The sequence below is a fragment of the Mesorhizobium sp. C372A genome (assembly GCF_030323245.1).
Classification (GTDB): Bacteria; Pseudomonadota; Alphaproteobacteria; order Rhizobiales; family Rhizobiaceae; genus Mesorhizobium.
On record NZ_CP100475.1, the window covers coordinates 1,989,183 to 2,003,001 of the forward strand.

General features: G+C 63.6%; 14 protein-coding genes. 12 read left to right on the top strand and 2 right to left on the bottom strand.

Features of this window, described 5'->3' with window-relative positions; translation table 11 throughout:
* The first annotated feature begins 31 nt into the window (after positions 1 to 31).
* Positions 32 to 727, top strand: coding sequence for an aspartate/glutamate racemase family protein (locus NLY42_RS09315; protein WP_023726135.1), 696 nt, complete (start codon positions 32 to 34; stop codon positions 725 to 727).
* A 16-nt stretch (positions 728 to 743) separates the two neighbouring features.
* On the opposite strand, the gene NLY42_RS09320 is transcribed toward NLY42_RS09315, so the two are convergent.
* On the bottom strand, positions 744 to 932 hold the full coding sequence (locus NLY42_RS09320) for a hypothetical protein (RefSeq protein ID WP_023726136.1): 189 nt from the start codon (positions 930 to 932) through the stop codon (positions 744 to 746).
* Between the two features lie 138 nt (positions 933 to 1,070).
* On the opposite strand from NLY42_RS09320, the gene NLY42_RS09325 reads away from it, so the two are divergent.
* The 6 genes from NLY42_RS09325 (at position 1,071) to NLY42_RS09350 (ending at position 6,880) form a co-directional block, all read left to right on the top strand.
* Complete coding sequence (locus NLY42_RS09325) at positions 1,071 to 1,466, top strand: AGROH133_08824 family phage infection protein (RefSeq protein ID WP_023684099.1); 396 nt, start codon at positions 1,071 to 1,073, stop codon at positions 1,464 to 1,466.
* A 246-nt stretch (positions 1,467 to 1,712) separates the two neighbouring features.
* Positions 1,713 to 2,273 (top strand): F0F1 ATP synthase subunit delta, encoded by a 561-nt coding sequence (locus NLY42_RS09330; RefSeq protein ID WP_023755522.1) that lies wholly within the window; start codon positions 1,713 to 1,715, stop codon positions 2,271 to 2,273.
* Positions 2,273 to 3,802 carry a F0F1 ATP synthase subunit alpha gene (gene atpA, locus NLY42_RS09335; protein ID WP_023684101.1) on the top strand — a complete coding sequence of 510 codons (1,530 nt, stop codon included), beginning with the start codon at positions 2,273 to 2,275 and terminating at the stop codon, positions 3,800 to 3,802. Before NLY42_RS09330 ends, atpA begins: the two co-directional genes overlap by 1 nt.
* 34 nt (positions 3,803 to 3,836) lie before the next feature.
* Positions 3,837 to 4,721 (top strand): F0F1 ATP synthase subunit gamma, encoded by an 885-nt coding sequence (locus NLY42_RS09340; protein ID WP_023698225.1) that lies wholly within the window; start codon positions 3,837 to 3,839, stop codon positions 4,719 to 4,721.
* A 70-nt stretch (positions 4,722 to 4,791) separates the two neighbouring features.
* Positions 4,792 to 6,363, top strand: a complete 1,572-nt coding sequence (gene atpD, locus NLY42_RS09345; RefSeq protein ID WP_023700228.1) for a F0F1 ATP synthase subunit beta — start codon at positions 4,792 to 4,794, stop codon at positions 6,361 to 6,363.
* A 109-nt stretch (positions 6,364 to 6,472) separates the two neighbouring features.
* Positions 6,473 to 6,880, top strand: a complete 408-nt coding sequence (locus NLY42_RS09350; protein ID WP_023668674.1) for a F0F1 ATP synthase subunit epsilon — start codon at positions 6,473 to 6,475, stop codon at positions 6,878 to 6,880.
* Between the two features lie 100 nt (positions 6,881 to 6,980).
* Here the strand turns inward: NLY42_RS09350 and NLY42_RS09355 are convergent, their stop codons facing one another.
* Positions 6,981 to 8,483 carry a mannitol dehydrogenase family protein gene (locus tag NLY42_RS09355; RefSeq protein WP_023755523.1) on the bottom strand — a complete coding sequence of 501 codons (1,503 nt, stop codon included), beginning with the start codon at positions 8,481 to 8,483 and terminating at the stop codon, positions 6,981 to 6,983.
* A 175-nt stretch (positions 8,484 to 8,658) separates the two neighbouring features.
* Between NLY42_RS09355 and uxaC the strand changes: the two genes are divergently transcribed.
* The 5 genes from uxaC (at position 8,659) to NLY42_RS09380 (ending at position 13,799) form a co-directional block, all read left to right on the top strand.
* Positions 8,659 to 10,068 (top strand): glucuronate isomerase, encoded by a 1,410-nt coding sequence (uxaC, locus tag NLY42_RS09360; RefSeq protein ID WP_023755524.1) that lies wholly within the window; start codon positions 8,659 to 8,661, stop codon positions 10,066 to 10,068.
* A 38-nt stretch (positions 10,069 to 10,106) separates the two neighbouring features.
* Positions 10,107 to 11,084 carry a TRAP transporter substrate-binding protein gene (locus NLY42_RS09365; RefSeq protein ID WP_023684104.1) on the top strand — a complete coding sequence of 326 codons (978 nt, stop codon included), beginning with the start codon at positions 10,107 to 10,109 and terminating at the stop codon, positions 11,082 to 11,084.
* A gap of 70 nt (positions 11,085 to 11,154) precedes the next feature.
* Positions 11,155 to 11,718 carry a TRAP transporter small permease gene (locus NLY42_RS09370; RefSeq protein WP_023755525.1) on the top strand — a complete coding sequence of 188 codons (564 nt, stop codon included), beginning with the start codon at positions 11,155 to 11,157 and terminating at the stop codon, positions 11,716 to 11,718.
* On the top strand, positions 11,719 to 12,999 hold the full coding sequence (locus NLY42_RS09375; protein ID WP_023755526.1) for a TRAP transporter large permease: 1,281 nt from the start codon (positions 11,719 to 11,721) through the stop codon (positions 12,997 to 12,999).
* A gap of 23 nt (positions 13,000 to 13,022) precedes the next feature.
* On the top strand, positions 13,023 to 13,799 hold the full coding sequence (locus tag NLY42_RS09380) for a FadR/GntR family transcriptional regulator (RefSeq protein ID WP_023700229.1): 777 nt from the start codon (positions 13,023 to 13,025) through the stop codon (positions 13,797 to 13,799).
* The last annotated feature ends 20 nt before the right edge of the window (positions 13,800 to 13,819 follow it).

Genomic DNA, 13,819 nt, shown 5'->3' on the forward strand with positions numbered 1-13,819 from the left:
AGATCGTTCGGTCCTGCTGGAGGCTCAGCGCATGAAAACCCTTGGCCTCATCGGCGGCATGAGCTGGGAATCGACGGCGATCTATTATCGCCTGCTCAACGAGATCGTGCGCGAGCGGCTGAGCGGGCTGCATTCGGCAAAGCTGTTGCTCTATTCCTTCGACTTCGCCGAAATCGCCGACCGGCAGCATCATGGCGACTGGGACAGTGCGGGCGTGCTGCTGGCGGATGCGGCGCGCAAGCTGGAGGCGGGCGGCGCAGAGGGGCTTTTGATCTGCACCAACACCATGCACAAGCTCGCCGACCGGGTGCAGGCGGCGGTGTCGATCCCGCTTATCCACATTGCCGACGCCACGGCCGTCGCGGTCAAGGGCGCCGGCGTCAAGCGGCCGGCGCTGCTGGCGACCCGCTTCACCATGGAGCAGGATTTCTACAAGGGCCGACTGACGGAGAAATACGGGCTGCAGCCCGTGGTGCCGGACCAGGCCGGGCGCGACATGGTGCACCAGGTAATCTACGACGAGCTCTGCCGGGGCATCGTCAGCGCGGCATCGAAGGCGGCCTATATCGACGAGGTCGCCCGTCTGCGACGCGATGAGAAGATCGATGGCGTCATCATGGGCTGCACCGAGATCACCATGTTGATTGGCGAGCGCGATTTCGACATTCCGGTGTTCGACACCACGCGCATCCATGCCGAGGCGGCGGTCGCATTCATGCTGCCCTGAAGGGCCAAAACAGAGATCAGGGCTGGGCGGCCACGGCGACATTGCCGCTGCCGACCACTTTCAGCTTCCATCGATCTGCTTCCGTGCCGGCCAGATTGAGGTGCCCGGTCAGGAAATAAAGGCGATCGGTGTCGGGGCCTTTGGCTGTGCAAAACCGGTCCTGCAGATAGGAGTGAGGCGTCGCCTGACAATACAGGTTGGCCACGATGCTGGCCGGACGCGCGCGCGGCCTAAACAGCCTTCCGCTCCTTCACGAATTGCGTGCCAAAACTGCCGCGCGCTTGACTTCTTTTTGCAGCGACATTCAATACATCCGGCATTGCTGTGAGGGGATGAAAGCAAGATGGAATTTGCGTTTCCGTGGCCGACCAGCCAGGGCGAATGGCTGGCTTGGTCCAGCGCCGTCGTCACCTTGGCGCTCGGTCTGCTGTTTTTCCTCGCGCCAGGGCTGGCATTTCGGATTCTGCGGCTGCAGGTCCGGCCCGAAAGGGCAGCGGCAATCGCGGAAGGGCGCGGCCGGATGTCGGGCTTCTATCTCGGCGTCAGCCTGTGCTGCATTCTGTTGGCGCAGCCGTGGCTCTATATGGCACTCGGCTTTTCCTGGCTGTTCACCGCTTTTGGCCGTTTGCTGTCGATGATGTCGGACGGCGCCAACACGCCTTTCAACTGGGCGTCGATCGTCGTCGAACTCGTCCTGGCCGCGTTGCCGCTTGCCTTCGTCTTCGGCTTTCTGCCCTGAATCGGCAGCCAATCCAAAGGCTTCGGTTGAACTCTGCGGCCGGATGCGACAATAGTGCCCGAAAAGCATGCGGGACGACGCATTGCGGTCTTAAAATGCCTGTGCTAGACGGCAATCGACTTTCGGCCGGGGATAGCGGAAGCCGCGCCTCCGTGCTTGGAAAAACTTAGTAAGGTCAAAGATTTAGCCAGAGTTTTTGCTCGCGCCAACAATCTGCGGCCCCTCAGACAAGAGAAAAGACGGTCCGTGGCTCAATCGTCATCGCCAATCTCGGGTGTCGCAGAACGCTACGCGGGTTCGCTGTTCGAACTTGCGCGGCAGTCGAATTCGGTGGCCATGGTCGAGGCCGACCTCGACAGTTTCGCCAGGATGCTGGATGACAGCGCCGACCTGACGCGCCTCATCAACAGCCCGGTGTTCTCCAGCGAGGACCAGGCCAAGGCAATCGCGTCGATCGCCGACAAGGCCGGCATCACCGGCCTGACCGGCAATTTCCTGCGCGTCGTCGCCCGCAACCGCCGGCTCTTCGCGGTGCCCGGCATGATCAAGGCTTTTCGCAAGATCGCCGCCGAACAGCGCGGTGAGACATCAGCCGAGGTCACTTCGGCGCATGAACTGACGGCTGCCCAGCAGACCGAACTCAAGGCCGCGCTGAAAGGCGTCGCCGGCAAGGACGTGGCCATCACTGTTACCGTCGATCCGTCGCTGCTCGGCGGGCTGGTGGTCAAGATGGGCTCGCGCCAGATCGATACGTCGCTCAAAACCAAACTCAATTCGCTCAAGCTTGCACTGAAAGAGGTCGGCTGATGGACATCCGCGCCGCGGAAATTTCCGCAATTCTCAAAGACCAGATCAAGAATTTCGGCAAGGAGGCCGAGGTCTCCGAAGTCGGCCAGGTGCTGTCCGTCGGTGACGGTATCGCTCGCGTCTACGGCCTCGACAATGTCCAGGCCGGCGAAATGGTCGAATTCCCCGGCGGCATCCGCGGCATGGCGCTCAACCTCGAAGCCGACAATGTCGGCGTCGTCATCTTCGGCGCCGACCGCGACATCAAGGAAGGCGACATCGTCAAACGCACCGGCGCCATCGTCGATACGCCTGTCGGCATGGGCCTGCTCGGCCGCGTCGTCGACGCGCTCGGGAATCCGATCGACGGCAAGGGCCCGATCAAGGCGACCGAACGCAAGCGCGTCGACGTCAAGGCGCCAGGCATCATCCCGCGCAAGTCGGTCAACGAGCCGATGTCGACCGGCCTCAAGGCCATCGATGCGCTGATCCCCGTTGGCCGCGGCCAGCGCGAGCTGGTCATCGGCGATCGCCAGACCGGCAAGACCGCGATCATCCTCGACACGATGCTCAACCAGAAGGCCGTGCACGACAACGGGCCGGAAAAGGAAAAGCTCTACTGCGTCTACGTCGCCATCGGGCAGAAGCGCTCGACGGTCGCGCAGTTCGTGAAGGTTCTCGAAGAGCGCGGCGCCCTTGAATATTCGATCATCGTCGCCGCCACAGCTTCCGATCCGGCGCCGATGCAGTTCCTGGCGCCGTTCACCGGCGCCACCATGGGCGAATATTTCCGCGACAACGGCATGCATGCGCTGATCAGCTATGACGATCTGTCGAAGCAGGCCGTCGCCTATCGCCAGATGTCGCTCTTGCTGCGCCGCCCGCCGGGTCGCGAAGCCTATCCGGGCGACGTGTTCTACCTGCATTCGCGCCTGCTCGAGCGCGCCGCCAAGCTCAACGACGATCTGGGCGGCGGTTCGCTGACCGCGCTGCCGATCATCGAGACGCAGGCCAACGACGTGTCGGCCTACATCCCGACCAACGTGATCTCGATCACCGACGGCCAGATCTTCCTCGAAACCAACCTGTTCTTCCAGGGCATCCGTCCGGCGGTCAACGTCGGCCTGTCGGTGTCGCGCGTCGGTTCGTCGGCGCAGATCAAGGCGATGAAGCAGGTCGCCGGCTCGATCAAGGGCGAGCTCGCGCAGTACCGCGAAATGGCTGCGTTCGCGCAGTTCGGCTCCGATCTCGACGCCGCCACGCAGCGCCTGCTCAACCGCGGCTCGCGCCTGACCGAACTTCTGAAGCAGCCGCAGTTCTCGCCGCTCAAGGTCGAGGAGCAGGTCACGGTGATCTTCGCCGGCGTCAACGGCTATCTCGACAAGCTGGCGCTGAACCAGGTCGGCAAGTTCGAGCACGGCCTGCTCAGCCATATGCGCTCGGCCGGCAAGGACGTGCTGGACGGCATCCGCAAGGAAAAGGCGCTGTCGGACGATCTGCGCGCCAAGCTGAAGGCCGAGATCGACGCCTTCGCCAAGACCTTCGCTTGAGAAGAAGCCGGACGCTCGGGATCAGGTTTGAAGCATGCCTTCATTAAAAGACCTTCGTAACCGTATCGCCTCGGTCAAGGCGACGCAGAAGATCACCAAGGCGATGCAGATGGTCGCCGCGGCGAAGCTGCGCCGCGCGCAGGAAGCAGCGGAGGCGGCGCGTCCCTATTCCGAGCGGATGGGTGCGGTGCTGGCCAATATCACGCAGGCGATCGGCGGCGGCGGCGATGCCCCGGCGCTGATGACCGGCACCGGCAAGGACGATGTGCATCTGCTCGTCGTCTGCACCGCCGAGCGCGGCCTGTGCGGCGGCTTCAACTCGCAGATCGCACGTCTGGCCCGCGACCATATCCGCCGGCTTCTGGCCGACGGCAAGCAGGTCAAGATCATCTGCGTCGGCAAGAAGGGTTTCGACATTCTGCGCCGAGACTATGCCTCGCTGATTATCGACCGCGTCGACCTGCGCGATGTCAAGAAGCTCGGCTTCGTCAATGCCGATGCGATCGCCCGTAAGATCATCCATCTGTTCGGCGAAGGCGGCTTCGATATCTGCACGCTGTTTTATTCGCAGTTCAAGTCGGTGATCAGCCAGATTCCGACCGCGCAGCAGATCATTCCTGCCGGCGTGGCTTCCGCTCCCGCCGAAGCGACCGCCGGTGGCAATGCCGTCTACGAATACGAGCCGGAGCCGGGCGAGATCCTCACCGATCTCATTCCGCGCAACATCTCGGTCCAGATCTTCCGCGCGCTGCTCGAAAACGCAGCCGGCGAGATGGGCGCCAAAATGAGCGCCATGGACAATGCAACGCGCAACGCCGGCGACATGATCAACAAACTGTCGATCACCTATAACCGCCAGCGCCAGGCGCAGATCACCAAGGAACTGATCGAAATCATTTCGGGCGCCGAAGCGCTCTAGGCGCGACCGCCAGGAGGTCATCGACCTTCTGATGGAGCGTGAGAAACAAAGGACGAGAAGGGTAAAGACGATGGCGAAAGCAGCGACCCCCGCGAAGACGGCCCCCAAGGCGGCCACAAAGGCTCCGGCAGCAGCGGCGAAGGCCGCTCCGGCCAAGAAGGCGGCCGCGCCCGCCAAGGCCGCGGCCCCCGCAGCGAAGACGACGAGCGTTGCCGTCAAGAAGACCGGCGCCATCGGCAAGGTTCGCCAGGTCATCGGCGCCGTCGTCGACGTGCAGTTCGGCGATCATCTGCCGGCCATTTTGAACGCCATCGAAACCTCCAATGTCGGCAACCGCCTGGTGCTCGAAGTTGCCCAGCATCTGGGCGAAAACACCGTGCGCTGCATCGCCATGGATTCCACCGAAGGCCTGGTTCGCGGCCAGGACGTCTATGACACCGGCGCGCCGATCACCGTTCCGGTCGGCCCGGGCATGCTCGGCCGCATCATCAACGTCATCGGCGAGCCGGTCGACGAAGAAGGCCCGGTCGACGGCATCGAGATGCGCGCCATCCACCAGCCGGCGCCTACCTATGTCGAACAGTCGACGGAAGCGCAGATCCTGATCACCGGCATCAAGGTGCTCGACCTTCTGGCGCCCTACGCCCGCGGAGGCAAGATCGGCCTGTTCGGCGGCGCCGGCGTCGGCAAGACGGTTCTGATCCAGGAGCTGATCAACAACGTCGCCAAGGCGCATGGCGGCTTCTCGGTGTTCGCCGGCGTCGGCGAGCGTACCCGCGAGGGCAACGATCTTTATCACGAGTTCATCGAGTCCGGCGTCAACAAGAAGGGCGGCGGCGAAGGCTCCAAGGCGGCACTGGTCTATGGCCAGATGAACGAACCGCCGGGCGCGCGTGCCCGCGTCGGCCTGACCGGCCTGACGGTCGCCGAATATTTCCGCGACCAGGGCCAGGACGTGCTGTTCTTCGTCGACAACATCTTCCGCTTCACGCAGGCCGGTTCTGAAGTGTCGGCGCTGCTCGGCCGTATTCCTTCGGCCGTGGGTTACCAGCCAACGCTGGCCACCGACATGGGTGCGCTGCAGGAACGCATCACCACAACGACCAAGGGTTCGATCACTTCGGTGCAGGCGATCTACGTGCCGGCCGACGATTTGACCGACCCGGCGCCTGCGACCTCGTTCGCCCACCTGGACGCGACGACCGTGCTCAACCGCGCGATCTCGGAAAAGGGCATCTACCCCGCCGTCGATCCGCTCGACTCGACCTCGCGCATGCTCGATCCGCTGGTCGTCGGCGAGGAGCACTATGCCGTCGCCCGCCAGGTGCAGTCGATCCTCCAGCGCTATAAGTCGCTGCAGGACATTATCGCCATCCTTGGCATGGATGAGCTGTCGGAAGAGGACAAGCAGACGGTGGCCCGCGCCCGCAAGATCGAGCGCTTCCTGTCGCAGCCGTTCTTCGTCGCCGAAGTGTTTACGGGTGCGCCGGGCAAGCTGGTCGACCTCGCCGACACAATCAAGGGCTTCAAGGGCCTCTGCAACGGCGACTACGATCACCTGCCGGAAGCCGCCTTCTACATGGTCGGCGGCATCGACGAAGCGGTCGAGAAGGCTCAGCGCCTGGCGGCAGAAGCAGCGTAATCAAGGCAATAGGGAGTAGTCAGTAGTCAGTAGTGAATAGCGGCCGGGTGATCAGGACAGCTGTCCTCTCCCTACTCCCTACTCACTATTCCCTACTCACTAAATTGACATGGCTGAAGCTTTCAAGTTCGAACTGGTCTCGCCGGAGCGCCTCCTGGTTTCCGAGCAGGTCGAGTCCGTCGTCATTCCAGGCGCCGAAGGTGAAATGACAGTCATGGCGCACCATGCGCCAGTCATGACCACGATCAAGCCGGGCGTCGTCACGCTGAAGACCGCCGGCGGCAAGGAAGAGCGCTATGTGGTGTTCGGCGGCTTTGCCGACATCGTTCCGGCCGGCTGCACGCTGCTCGCCGAATCGGCGGTCGCCGTCGGCGATATCGACCGCGCCGATCTCGCCCGCCGCATCCAGGAAGCCAAGGAAGACGCCGCCGACGCCAAGGACGACCAGAGCCGCAGCAAGGCGGAGCAGTTCCTTAGCCAGCTTACCACGCTCGAAGGCGCGCTGCTGCCGGCGTAAGCCGCAGAATGACTGGACGTGATCCGAGGGGTCATGGTCGGGCAAAGGTATGAAACAGGCCGGGCTTAAGCCCGGCTTTTTGTATCCGGGCGACGTCAGGTCACCTGGTCTTTCCCGGTATACCCAGTGCCGCGAGCGCGAGCGCCACCCCGCCTTGCAGGATATGCTCGCGATGAGCGGCAACCAGTTCGATCAGCGTCTGGCGGTCGGGGCTGCCGCTGGCGAAGCCGGCGAGGTCAAACACCGTCACCACCCGTTCCAGCGTCGGCTGCGCTCCGAGCGCCGCCAGTGCCGCGTCGAGCGGATCGGTAAAGTGGGCTTCCGGCAGGTCCTTGCCGCGCGCCTCGCAGGCGGCGATCCAGGCGGCGATCACCAGCGTCAGATGCTCCGGGACCAGGCCGGCCTGGATGCACTCGATGGCGGTAGCGACAATGCGCTGCGGCAATTTCTGGCTGCCGTCATTGGCGATCTGCGCGGTGCGGTGGGCCAGCGCGGTGTTGGAGAAACGTTCGGCAAGTTCGGCCGTATAGGCTGACGTGTCGAGCCCGGCATCCCCAGGCAATGTCGGGATGGCCTCGGCCCAGAGCCGGTCGACGAACGCGCGGATCGCGGGATCCGCGAAGGCGCGGTCGACGGTGACGTGGCCGCTGAGCAGGCCGATATAGGCGATGCCCGAATGGGCGCCGTTGAGCAGCCGAAGCTTCATGTCCTCGAACGGCCGGACATCCTCGACCATGGTGACGCCGAATTTCTCCCAGGCCGGGCGGCCGGCTGGAAACCTGTTTTCGATCACCCATTGCCGGAACGGTTCGGTCATCACCGGCCAGGCGTCCTCGAGGCCGAGTTCGACCGCGATGCGCGCCCGGTCGGCATCGGTGGTTGCCGGCACGATGCGGTCGACCATGCTCGATGGGAATGCAACGTCATCGGCTATATGACTGGCGAGGGCAGCGTCGCCTGAAGCAGCAGCGCCGGCATCGCGCAGTTTTGCAAACCCGACCAGCAGCCGGTGCAGCGTGGCGCCATTGGCCGGCAGGTTGTCGCAGCACAGCACGGTGAAGGGCGGCGTGCCGGCGGCCCGGCGTCGCACCAGCGCTTCCGCCAGGAATCCATGCGCTGTCCTGGGAGATCCGGGATTGCCCAGGTCGTGGACGATATCGGGATGGTTTTCGTCGAGGCTGCCGTCGGCGGCCCTGAGATAGGCCTTTTCGGTGATGGTCAGGGTGACGATGCGGGTGCGCGGGTCGGTCAGCGCGGCCAGCACCGCGCCGGGGTCTTCCGGCGCGACCAGCATCGACTGGATCGAGCCGATAATGTGCAGCGCTTCGCCATCGCGGCCGCGCACCGCCAGCGTGTAGAGCCCGTCCTGTGGCGTCAGCGCATCGCGCGTGTCGGGGCTGCGCAGCGAGACGCCGACAATGCCCCAGCCGGTCTCGCCGGCCGCTAGGCAGTCATCGACATAGGCGGCCTGATGGGCACGGTGGAAGGCTCCAACGCCGAGATGGACGATGCCTGGGGCGACACTGGCGCGATCATAGGGGGGGACCGCGACCGAGGCCGGCAAGGATTGCACTGTTGCGTTGGAAAGGCGTGTGCTGGTCATGGCGCGGCTTGTCGCTGGATGGTGTGCGGGGCGGGATCTGCTAGCGGCGTAACATCCGCTCTTCCGCTGCACAATGACCTGACGCCGGTTAAAAGTCATCATACAACAATCCAGTTTTTGTATGTTGACATTATTTCTTTCCAGTCCTACCGATATCGCCCCTGGGAGGAACGACGTGGCGGGACTGACCGATCCGGATCTGCTTTTTGCCGCCGCAGGGCGCGCGCTGTCGATCGCGCGCGATCTCCATGCCGGCATCAAGGACCTGCCGATCATCAGCCCGCACGGCCACACCGATCCGCGTTGGTATGCGCTCAACGAACCATTCCCCGATCCCGCGCAATTGCTGGTGGTGCCCGACCACTACATTTTCCGTATGCTGTTCAGCCAGGGCGTGCGGCTGGAAGATCTCGGCGTCCCGACCCTCGACGGCTCGCCGGTCGAGACCGATCCCAGGGCGATCTGGCGGCGCTTCGCCGAGCACTATTACCTCTTCCGCGGCACGCCGACGCGGTTGTGGCTCGACCATGTGCTCGAGCATCTGTTCGGCATCGAAGAGCCGCTCAACGCCAGCACCGCTAGCCGCCATTACGACACCATCGCGGCGCTTTTGCAGCGCGACGATTATCGCCCACGCGCGCTGTTCGAGCGCTTCAACATCGAGGTCATCGCGACGACCGAGGGCGCACTCGACGATCTCCAATGGCACAAGACGATCCGCGACAGCGGCTGGCAGGGCCGCGTCGTCACTGCCTACAGGCCGGATGCCGTCGTCGATCCCGACTTCGAAGGATTTTCTGCCAATCTCGATCGCCTGGGCGAGATCGCCGGCTGCGACACCGGCACATGGGTCGGCTATCTCGACGCGCATCGCCAGCGCCGCGCCTTCTTCAAAAGTTTCGGCGCAACCTCGTCGGATCACGGCCATCCGACGGCCGAGACCGCCAATCTTTCCGATGCGGCGGCGGAAGAGCTGTTCAACCGCATCCGCCGCGGCTCGGACGACGAGCGCGAGCGCAAGCTGTTTCGCGCCCAGATGCTGACCGAAATGGCCAAGATGAGCCGCGACGACGGGCTGGTCATGCAGATCCATCCCGGCTCATGGCGCAACCACTCGCCTGGTGTTTTCCAAAAATTCGGCCGCGACAAAGGCTTCGATATTCCGACCCGCACCGACTATGCCGCGGCGCTCAAACCCTTGCTCGACTGCGTCGGGCTGGAGCGCGACCTCTCCATCATTCTGTTCACGCTCGACGAGACCAGCTACGCGCGCGAACTGGCGCCGCTGGCCGGCGTCTATCCGGCGTTGAAGCTCGGGCCGGCCTGGTGGTTCCACGACAGTCCGGAAGGCATGCGCCGGTTCCGCGAGATGACCACCGAGACCGCCGGCTTCTACAACACCGTCGGCTTCAACGATGACACCCGTGCCTTTCCGTCGATTCCCGCCCGTCACGATGTGGCGCGCCGGGTTGACTGCGCCTTTCTCGCCCGTCTCGTCGCCGAGCACCGGCTGCGTGAGGACGAGGCGCATGAGCTGGCGCGGGAGCTTGCCTACACGCTTGCCAAGAAGGCGTACCGGCTGTGAGCCGGGCGCGTGGAATTTTAAAAGGGAGGAAGACAGTCATGTTGCATTTTTCAAAACTGATGGCAGCCACATTCGCCTTCGGCTCGCTGATGATCGGCGTTGCCGGCGCCCAGACCGTACTGCGCTCGGCCGACACCCATCCGGACGGGTATCCGACCGTCGAGGCGGTCAAATATCTCGGCGAGCTCATCAAGGAGCGCACCGCCGGCCGCTATTCGGTCGAGGTCTATCATTCGGCGCAGCTCGGCGAGGAAAAGGACACGATCGAACAGACGCAGACCGGCGTCATCGATCTGAACCGCGTCTCGATGGGTCCGTTCAACGGCATCGTGCCGGAAACCGCGGTGCCGTCGCTGCCCTACATGTTCCGTTCGGTCGAGCACATGCGCCATGTCATGGACGGGCCGATCGGCGACGAGATCCTCAAGGCCTTCGAGACGCATGATCTCGTCGGCCTTGCCTTCTACGATTCCGGCGCCCGTTCCTTCTACAACACCAAGAAGGACATCACCTCGATCGCCGATCTGAAAGGCATGAAGTTCCGCGTCATCCAGTCCGACGTGTTCGTCGATATGGTCAACGCGCTTGGCGCAAATGCCACGCCGATGGCGTATGGCGAGGTCTATTCGGCGCTCGAAACCGGCGTCATCGACGGCGCCGAGAACAACTGGCCCAGCTTCGAATCCGCCAAGCACTACGAAGTCGCCAAGCACTATACCGTCGACCAGCACCAGATCGTGCCGGAAGTGCTGGTGATGTCGAAGTCGAGCTGGGACAGACTGACGCCGGAAGACCAGGCGATCGTCAAGCAGGCGGCCAAGGACAGCGTCGTCAAGATGCGCGAATTGTGGGACGCGCAGGAGAAGAAGTCGCGAGAGATCGTCGAGAAGGCCGGCGTCAAGGTCAGCGAGATCGACAAGCAGCCGCTGATCGATGCGATGAAGCCGGTCTACGACAAGTATCTGAAGACGCCGGAGCTCAAGGACCTCGCGACGCGCATCCAGGCGACCAAGTGATTTTCTGGCGGGGCGGCATGGCGCCGCCCCGCCAATCGCTTTTAGGGGACGGAAAGACCGGGAGGATCGGATGAGTGCGGGAACGGCCAGGAGCGGAGCGCCACCGCGCTTCAGCGCGGTGCTTTCGAAGATTTGCGACGGTGCGCTCTATCTCGCGGGCATCGGGATGGTCGCCATGACCGCGCTTGTTGCCTACCAGGTGTTTTCCCGCTTCGTGCTCAACGCGTCACCGAGCTGGACCGAAGTCACCGCCATCATGCTGATGAACTGGTTCATTTTCCTGGGCGCTGCCGTCGGCGTGCGCGAGAATTACCATATGGGCTTCGACGTGCTGCTCTATATCCTGCCCAAGGGCAGCAAATGGACGCTGCGCACCCTGTCCGACCTGATCGCGTTTGGCTTCGGCTTCGGCATGGTCTGGTACGGCTGCAAGCTGGTCGGGCTGACCTGGCACACTGTCATCCCGGCGCTCGAACTTCCCGGCGGTTTCGACTATCTGCCGCTGGTTGCCGGCGGCTTTCTGATCTGCCTGTTCTCGGCCGAACGCATCGCGCTGCGCTGGTCCGGCGCCGACATCGACAAGGATATCAATCTCGAAGAAGTGCCGGAAATGCCGGCCGTGCAGGAGGCCTAGATGGAACTCTGGATCCTGTTTGGCGTCTTCACGCTTTTGATGTTTGCCGGCACGCCGATCGCCTTTTGCCTGGGTGCGGCGTCCTTCGCCACCGTGCTTTATCTCGGCCTGCCGCCCCTGGTGGTGTTCCAGCAATTGAAGTCGGGCATGTCGGCGTTCTCGCTGATGGCGATCCCGTTCTTCATCTTTGCGGGCGATCTGATGGTGCGCGGCGGCATCGCGCAGCGCATCGTTTCCTTTGCCGGCTCGCTGGTCGGTCATGTCCGCGGTGGGCTCGGTCAGGTCAACATCATCGCCGCGACGTTGTTCGGCGGCATTTCCGGCTCGGCTGTGGCGGAAGCCGCTGCCGTCGGCGGGCTGATGATCCCGCAGATGAAAGCGCGCGGCTACGGCGCCGACTACGCCGTCAACGTGACCTCGATGGCGGCGCTGATCGCGCTGCTTCTGCCGCCGTCGCAGAACATGATCATCTATTCGATCGCCGGCGGCGGCAAGATTTCGATCGCCGACCTGTTCACCGCCGGTATCCTGCCTGGTCTGCTGTTCGCCGCTTCGCTGATGGTCACCGCCTATTTCGTCGCCCGCAGCCGCGGCTACCCGGTCGAGGCTTTTCCCGGCTTGTCGCGTGTCGGCCAGCTGGCGGTCATCGCCATCCCCGGACTTCTGCTCATCGGGATCATCTTCGGCGGCGTTCGCTCGGGCGTTTTCACGGCGACGGAAAGCTCCTGCATCGCCATCATCTACGCTTTGCTGGTCACCGTCTTCGTCTACCGGTCGATGGCCTGGGGCGATTTCGTCCATGCCACAAAGGGCGCGGTGCGCACGACCTCGATGGTGCTGCTGATCATCGGCACGGCGGCCTCGTTCAGCTGGCTGATGGCCTATCTCAAAGTGCCGGTGCTGCTGATCGCAGGCATGAACGCCATCTCCACCGATCCGCTGGTGGTGCTGCTTCTGCTCAACGTCCTGATGCTGCTGCTCGGCACCTTCATGGACATGGGGCCGATGATCATCATCTGCACGCCGATCTTCCTGCCGCTGGTCACCCATTACGGCGTCGACCCCGTGCATTTCGGCGTCATCACCATCCTCAATCTCGGCATTGGCCTCAACACGCCACCGGTCGGCACGGTGCAGTTCGTCGCCTGTGCCGTCGGCAAGATTACGGTCTGGGAAGCGATGCGCTCGATCTGGCCGTTCTATGGCGCGGGCATCGTGGTTCTGGGGCTGGTGACCTATATTCCGGCGATTTCGCTCTGGTTGCCGAGCGTGTTCAAATAGGCGTCTTCAAACAGGGGTGCGATATGGCATCGGATAGCGCTGTCGATCTCAGGGTCGAGAGAAAACCCAAACTGTCGGAGACCGTCGTTGCGGCGATCCGCAAGCAATTGCAGGCGGGCGAGATCCTGCCCGGCCACAAATTGCCGACCGAGGGCCAGCTGACCGAGACCTTCGGCGTCAGCCGCACCGTCATCCGCGAAGCGCTGGCCAAGCTCGCCGCCGACGGGCTGGTCGAGGCGCGCCAGGGCGCCGGCGTGTTCGTCACCGAGCACATCTCAACGATGTTCGGCGCGCTCGCCGCCGATATGGGCAGCAAGGATTCCATCGCGCTCAATGTGCTCGAAGTGCGCCTGGCCGTCGAAATCGAATCGGCCGGGCTCGCCGCCATTCGCCGCAACGCCGCGCAGGAAGCGGCGATCCAGGAAGCCTTCTTCGAGTTCGAACGGCTGCTTCTCAACAGCGAGCCGACCGGTCCGGCCGATCTCGCCTTCCACCGGGCAATCGCCAGCGCCACCAACAACCCGTTCTATGTCGAGATGCTCGATGTGCTCGGACGCCGCGCCATTCCTTGCGACGTGACCTCGCCCTGGTCGACCGAACTGGTGCAATCCGACAGCTATCAGCGAGGGCTGCAACGCGAGCATCTGGTGATCCTGAATGCGATCACCTCAGGCGACGCCGAAGCCGCGCGCGAGGCGATGCGCGCTCATCTCACCGCCAGCCAAGAGCGCTACCGCGAGCGGCTGCACGCCCGCCAGGTCTACTACGCCGACTCGGTCAAGGCGTCGGCAACCAAATAGCCATTCATTCAGCTGGAGCA

What these genes read in the sequence shown, in the direction of transcription:
- NLY42_RS09315 (WP_023726135.1), top strand. Translation starts at nt 32, where the DNA reads ATGAAAACCCTTGGCCTCATCGGCGGCATGAGCTGGGAATCGACGGCG.
- NLY42_RS09325 (WP_023684099.1), top strand. Translation starts at nt 1,071, where the DNA reads ATGGAATTTGCGTTTCCGTGGCCGACCAGCCAGGGCGAATGGCTGGCT.
- atpA (WP_023684101.1), top strand. Translation starts at nt 2,273, where the DNA reads ATGGACATCCGCGCCGCGGAAATTTCCGCAATTCTCAAAGACCAGATC.
- NLY42_RS09340 (WP_023698225.1), top strand. Translation starts at nt 3,837, where the DNA reads ATGCCTTCATTAAAAGACCTTCGTAACCGTATCGCCTCGGTCAAGGCG.
- atpD (WP_023700228.1), top strand. Translation starts at nt 4,792, where the DNA reads ATGGCGAAAGCAGCGACCCCCGCGAAGACGGCCCCCAAGGCGGCCACA.
- NLY42_RS09350 (WP_023668674.1), top strand. Translation starts at nt 6,473, where the DNA reads ATGGCTGAAGCTTTCAAGTTCGAACTGGTCTCGCCGGAGCGCCTCCTG.
- NLY42_RS09355 (WP_023755523.1), bottom strand. Translation starts at nt 8,483, where the DNA reads ATGACCAGCACACGCCTTTCCAACGCAACAGTGCAATCCTTGCCGGCC.
- NLY42_RS09365 (WP_023684104.1), top strand. Translation starts at nt 10,107, where the DNA reads ATGTTGCATTTTTCAAAACTGATGGCAGCCACATTCGCCTTCGGCTCG.
- NLY42_RS09370 (WP_023755525.1), top strand. Translation starts at nt 11,155, where the DNA reads ATGAGTGCGGGAACGGCCAGGAGCGGAGCGCCACCGCGCTTCAGCGCG.
- NLY42_RS09375 (WP_023755526.1), top strand. Translation starts at nt 11,719, where the DNA reads ATGGAACTCTGGATCCTGTTTGGCGTCTTCACGCTTTTGATGTTTGCC.
- NLY42_RS09380 (WP_023700229.1), top strand. Translation starts at nt 13,023, where the DNA reads ATGGCATCGGATAGCGCTGTCGATCTCAGGGTCGAGAGAAAACCCAAA.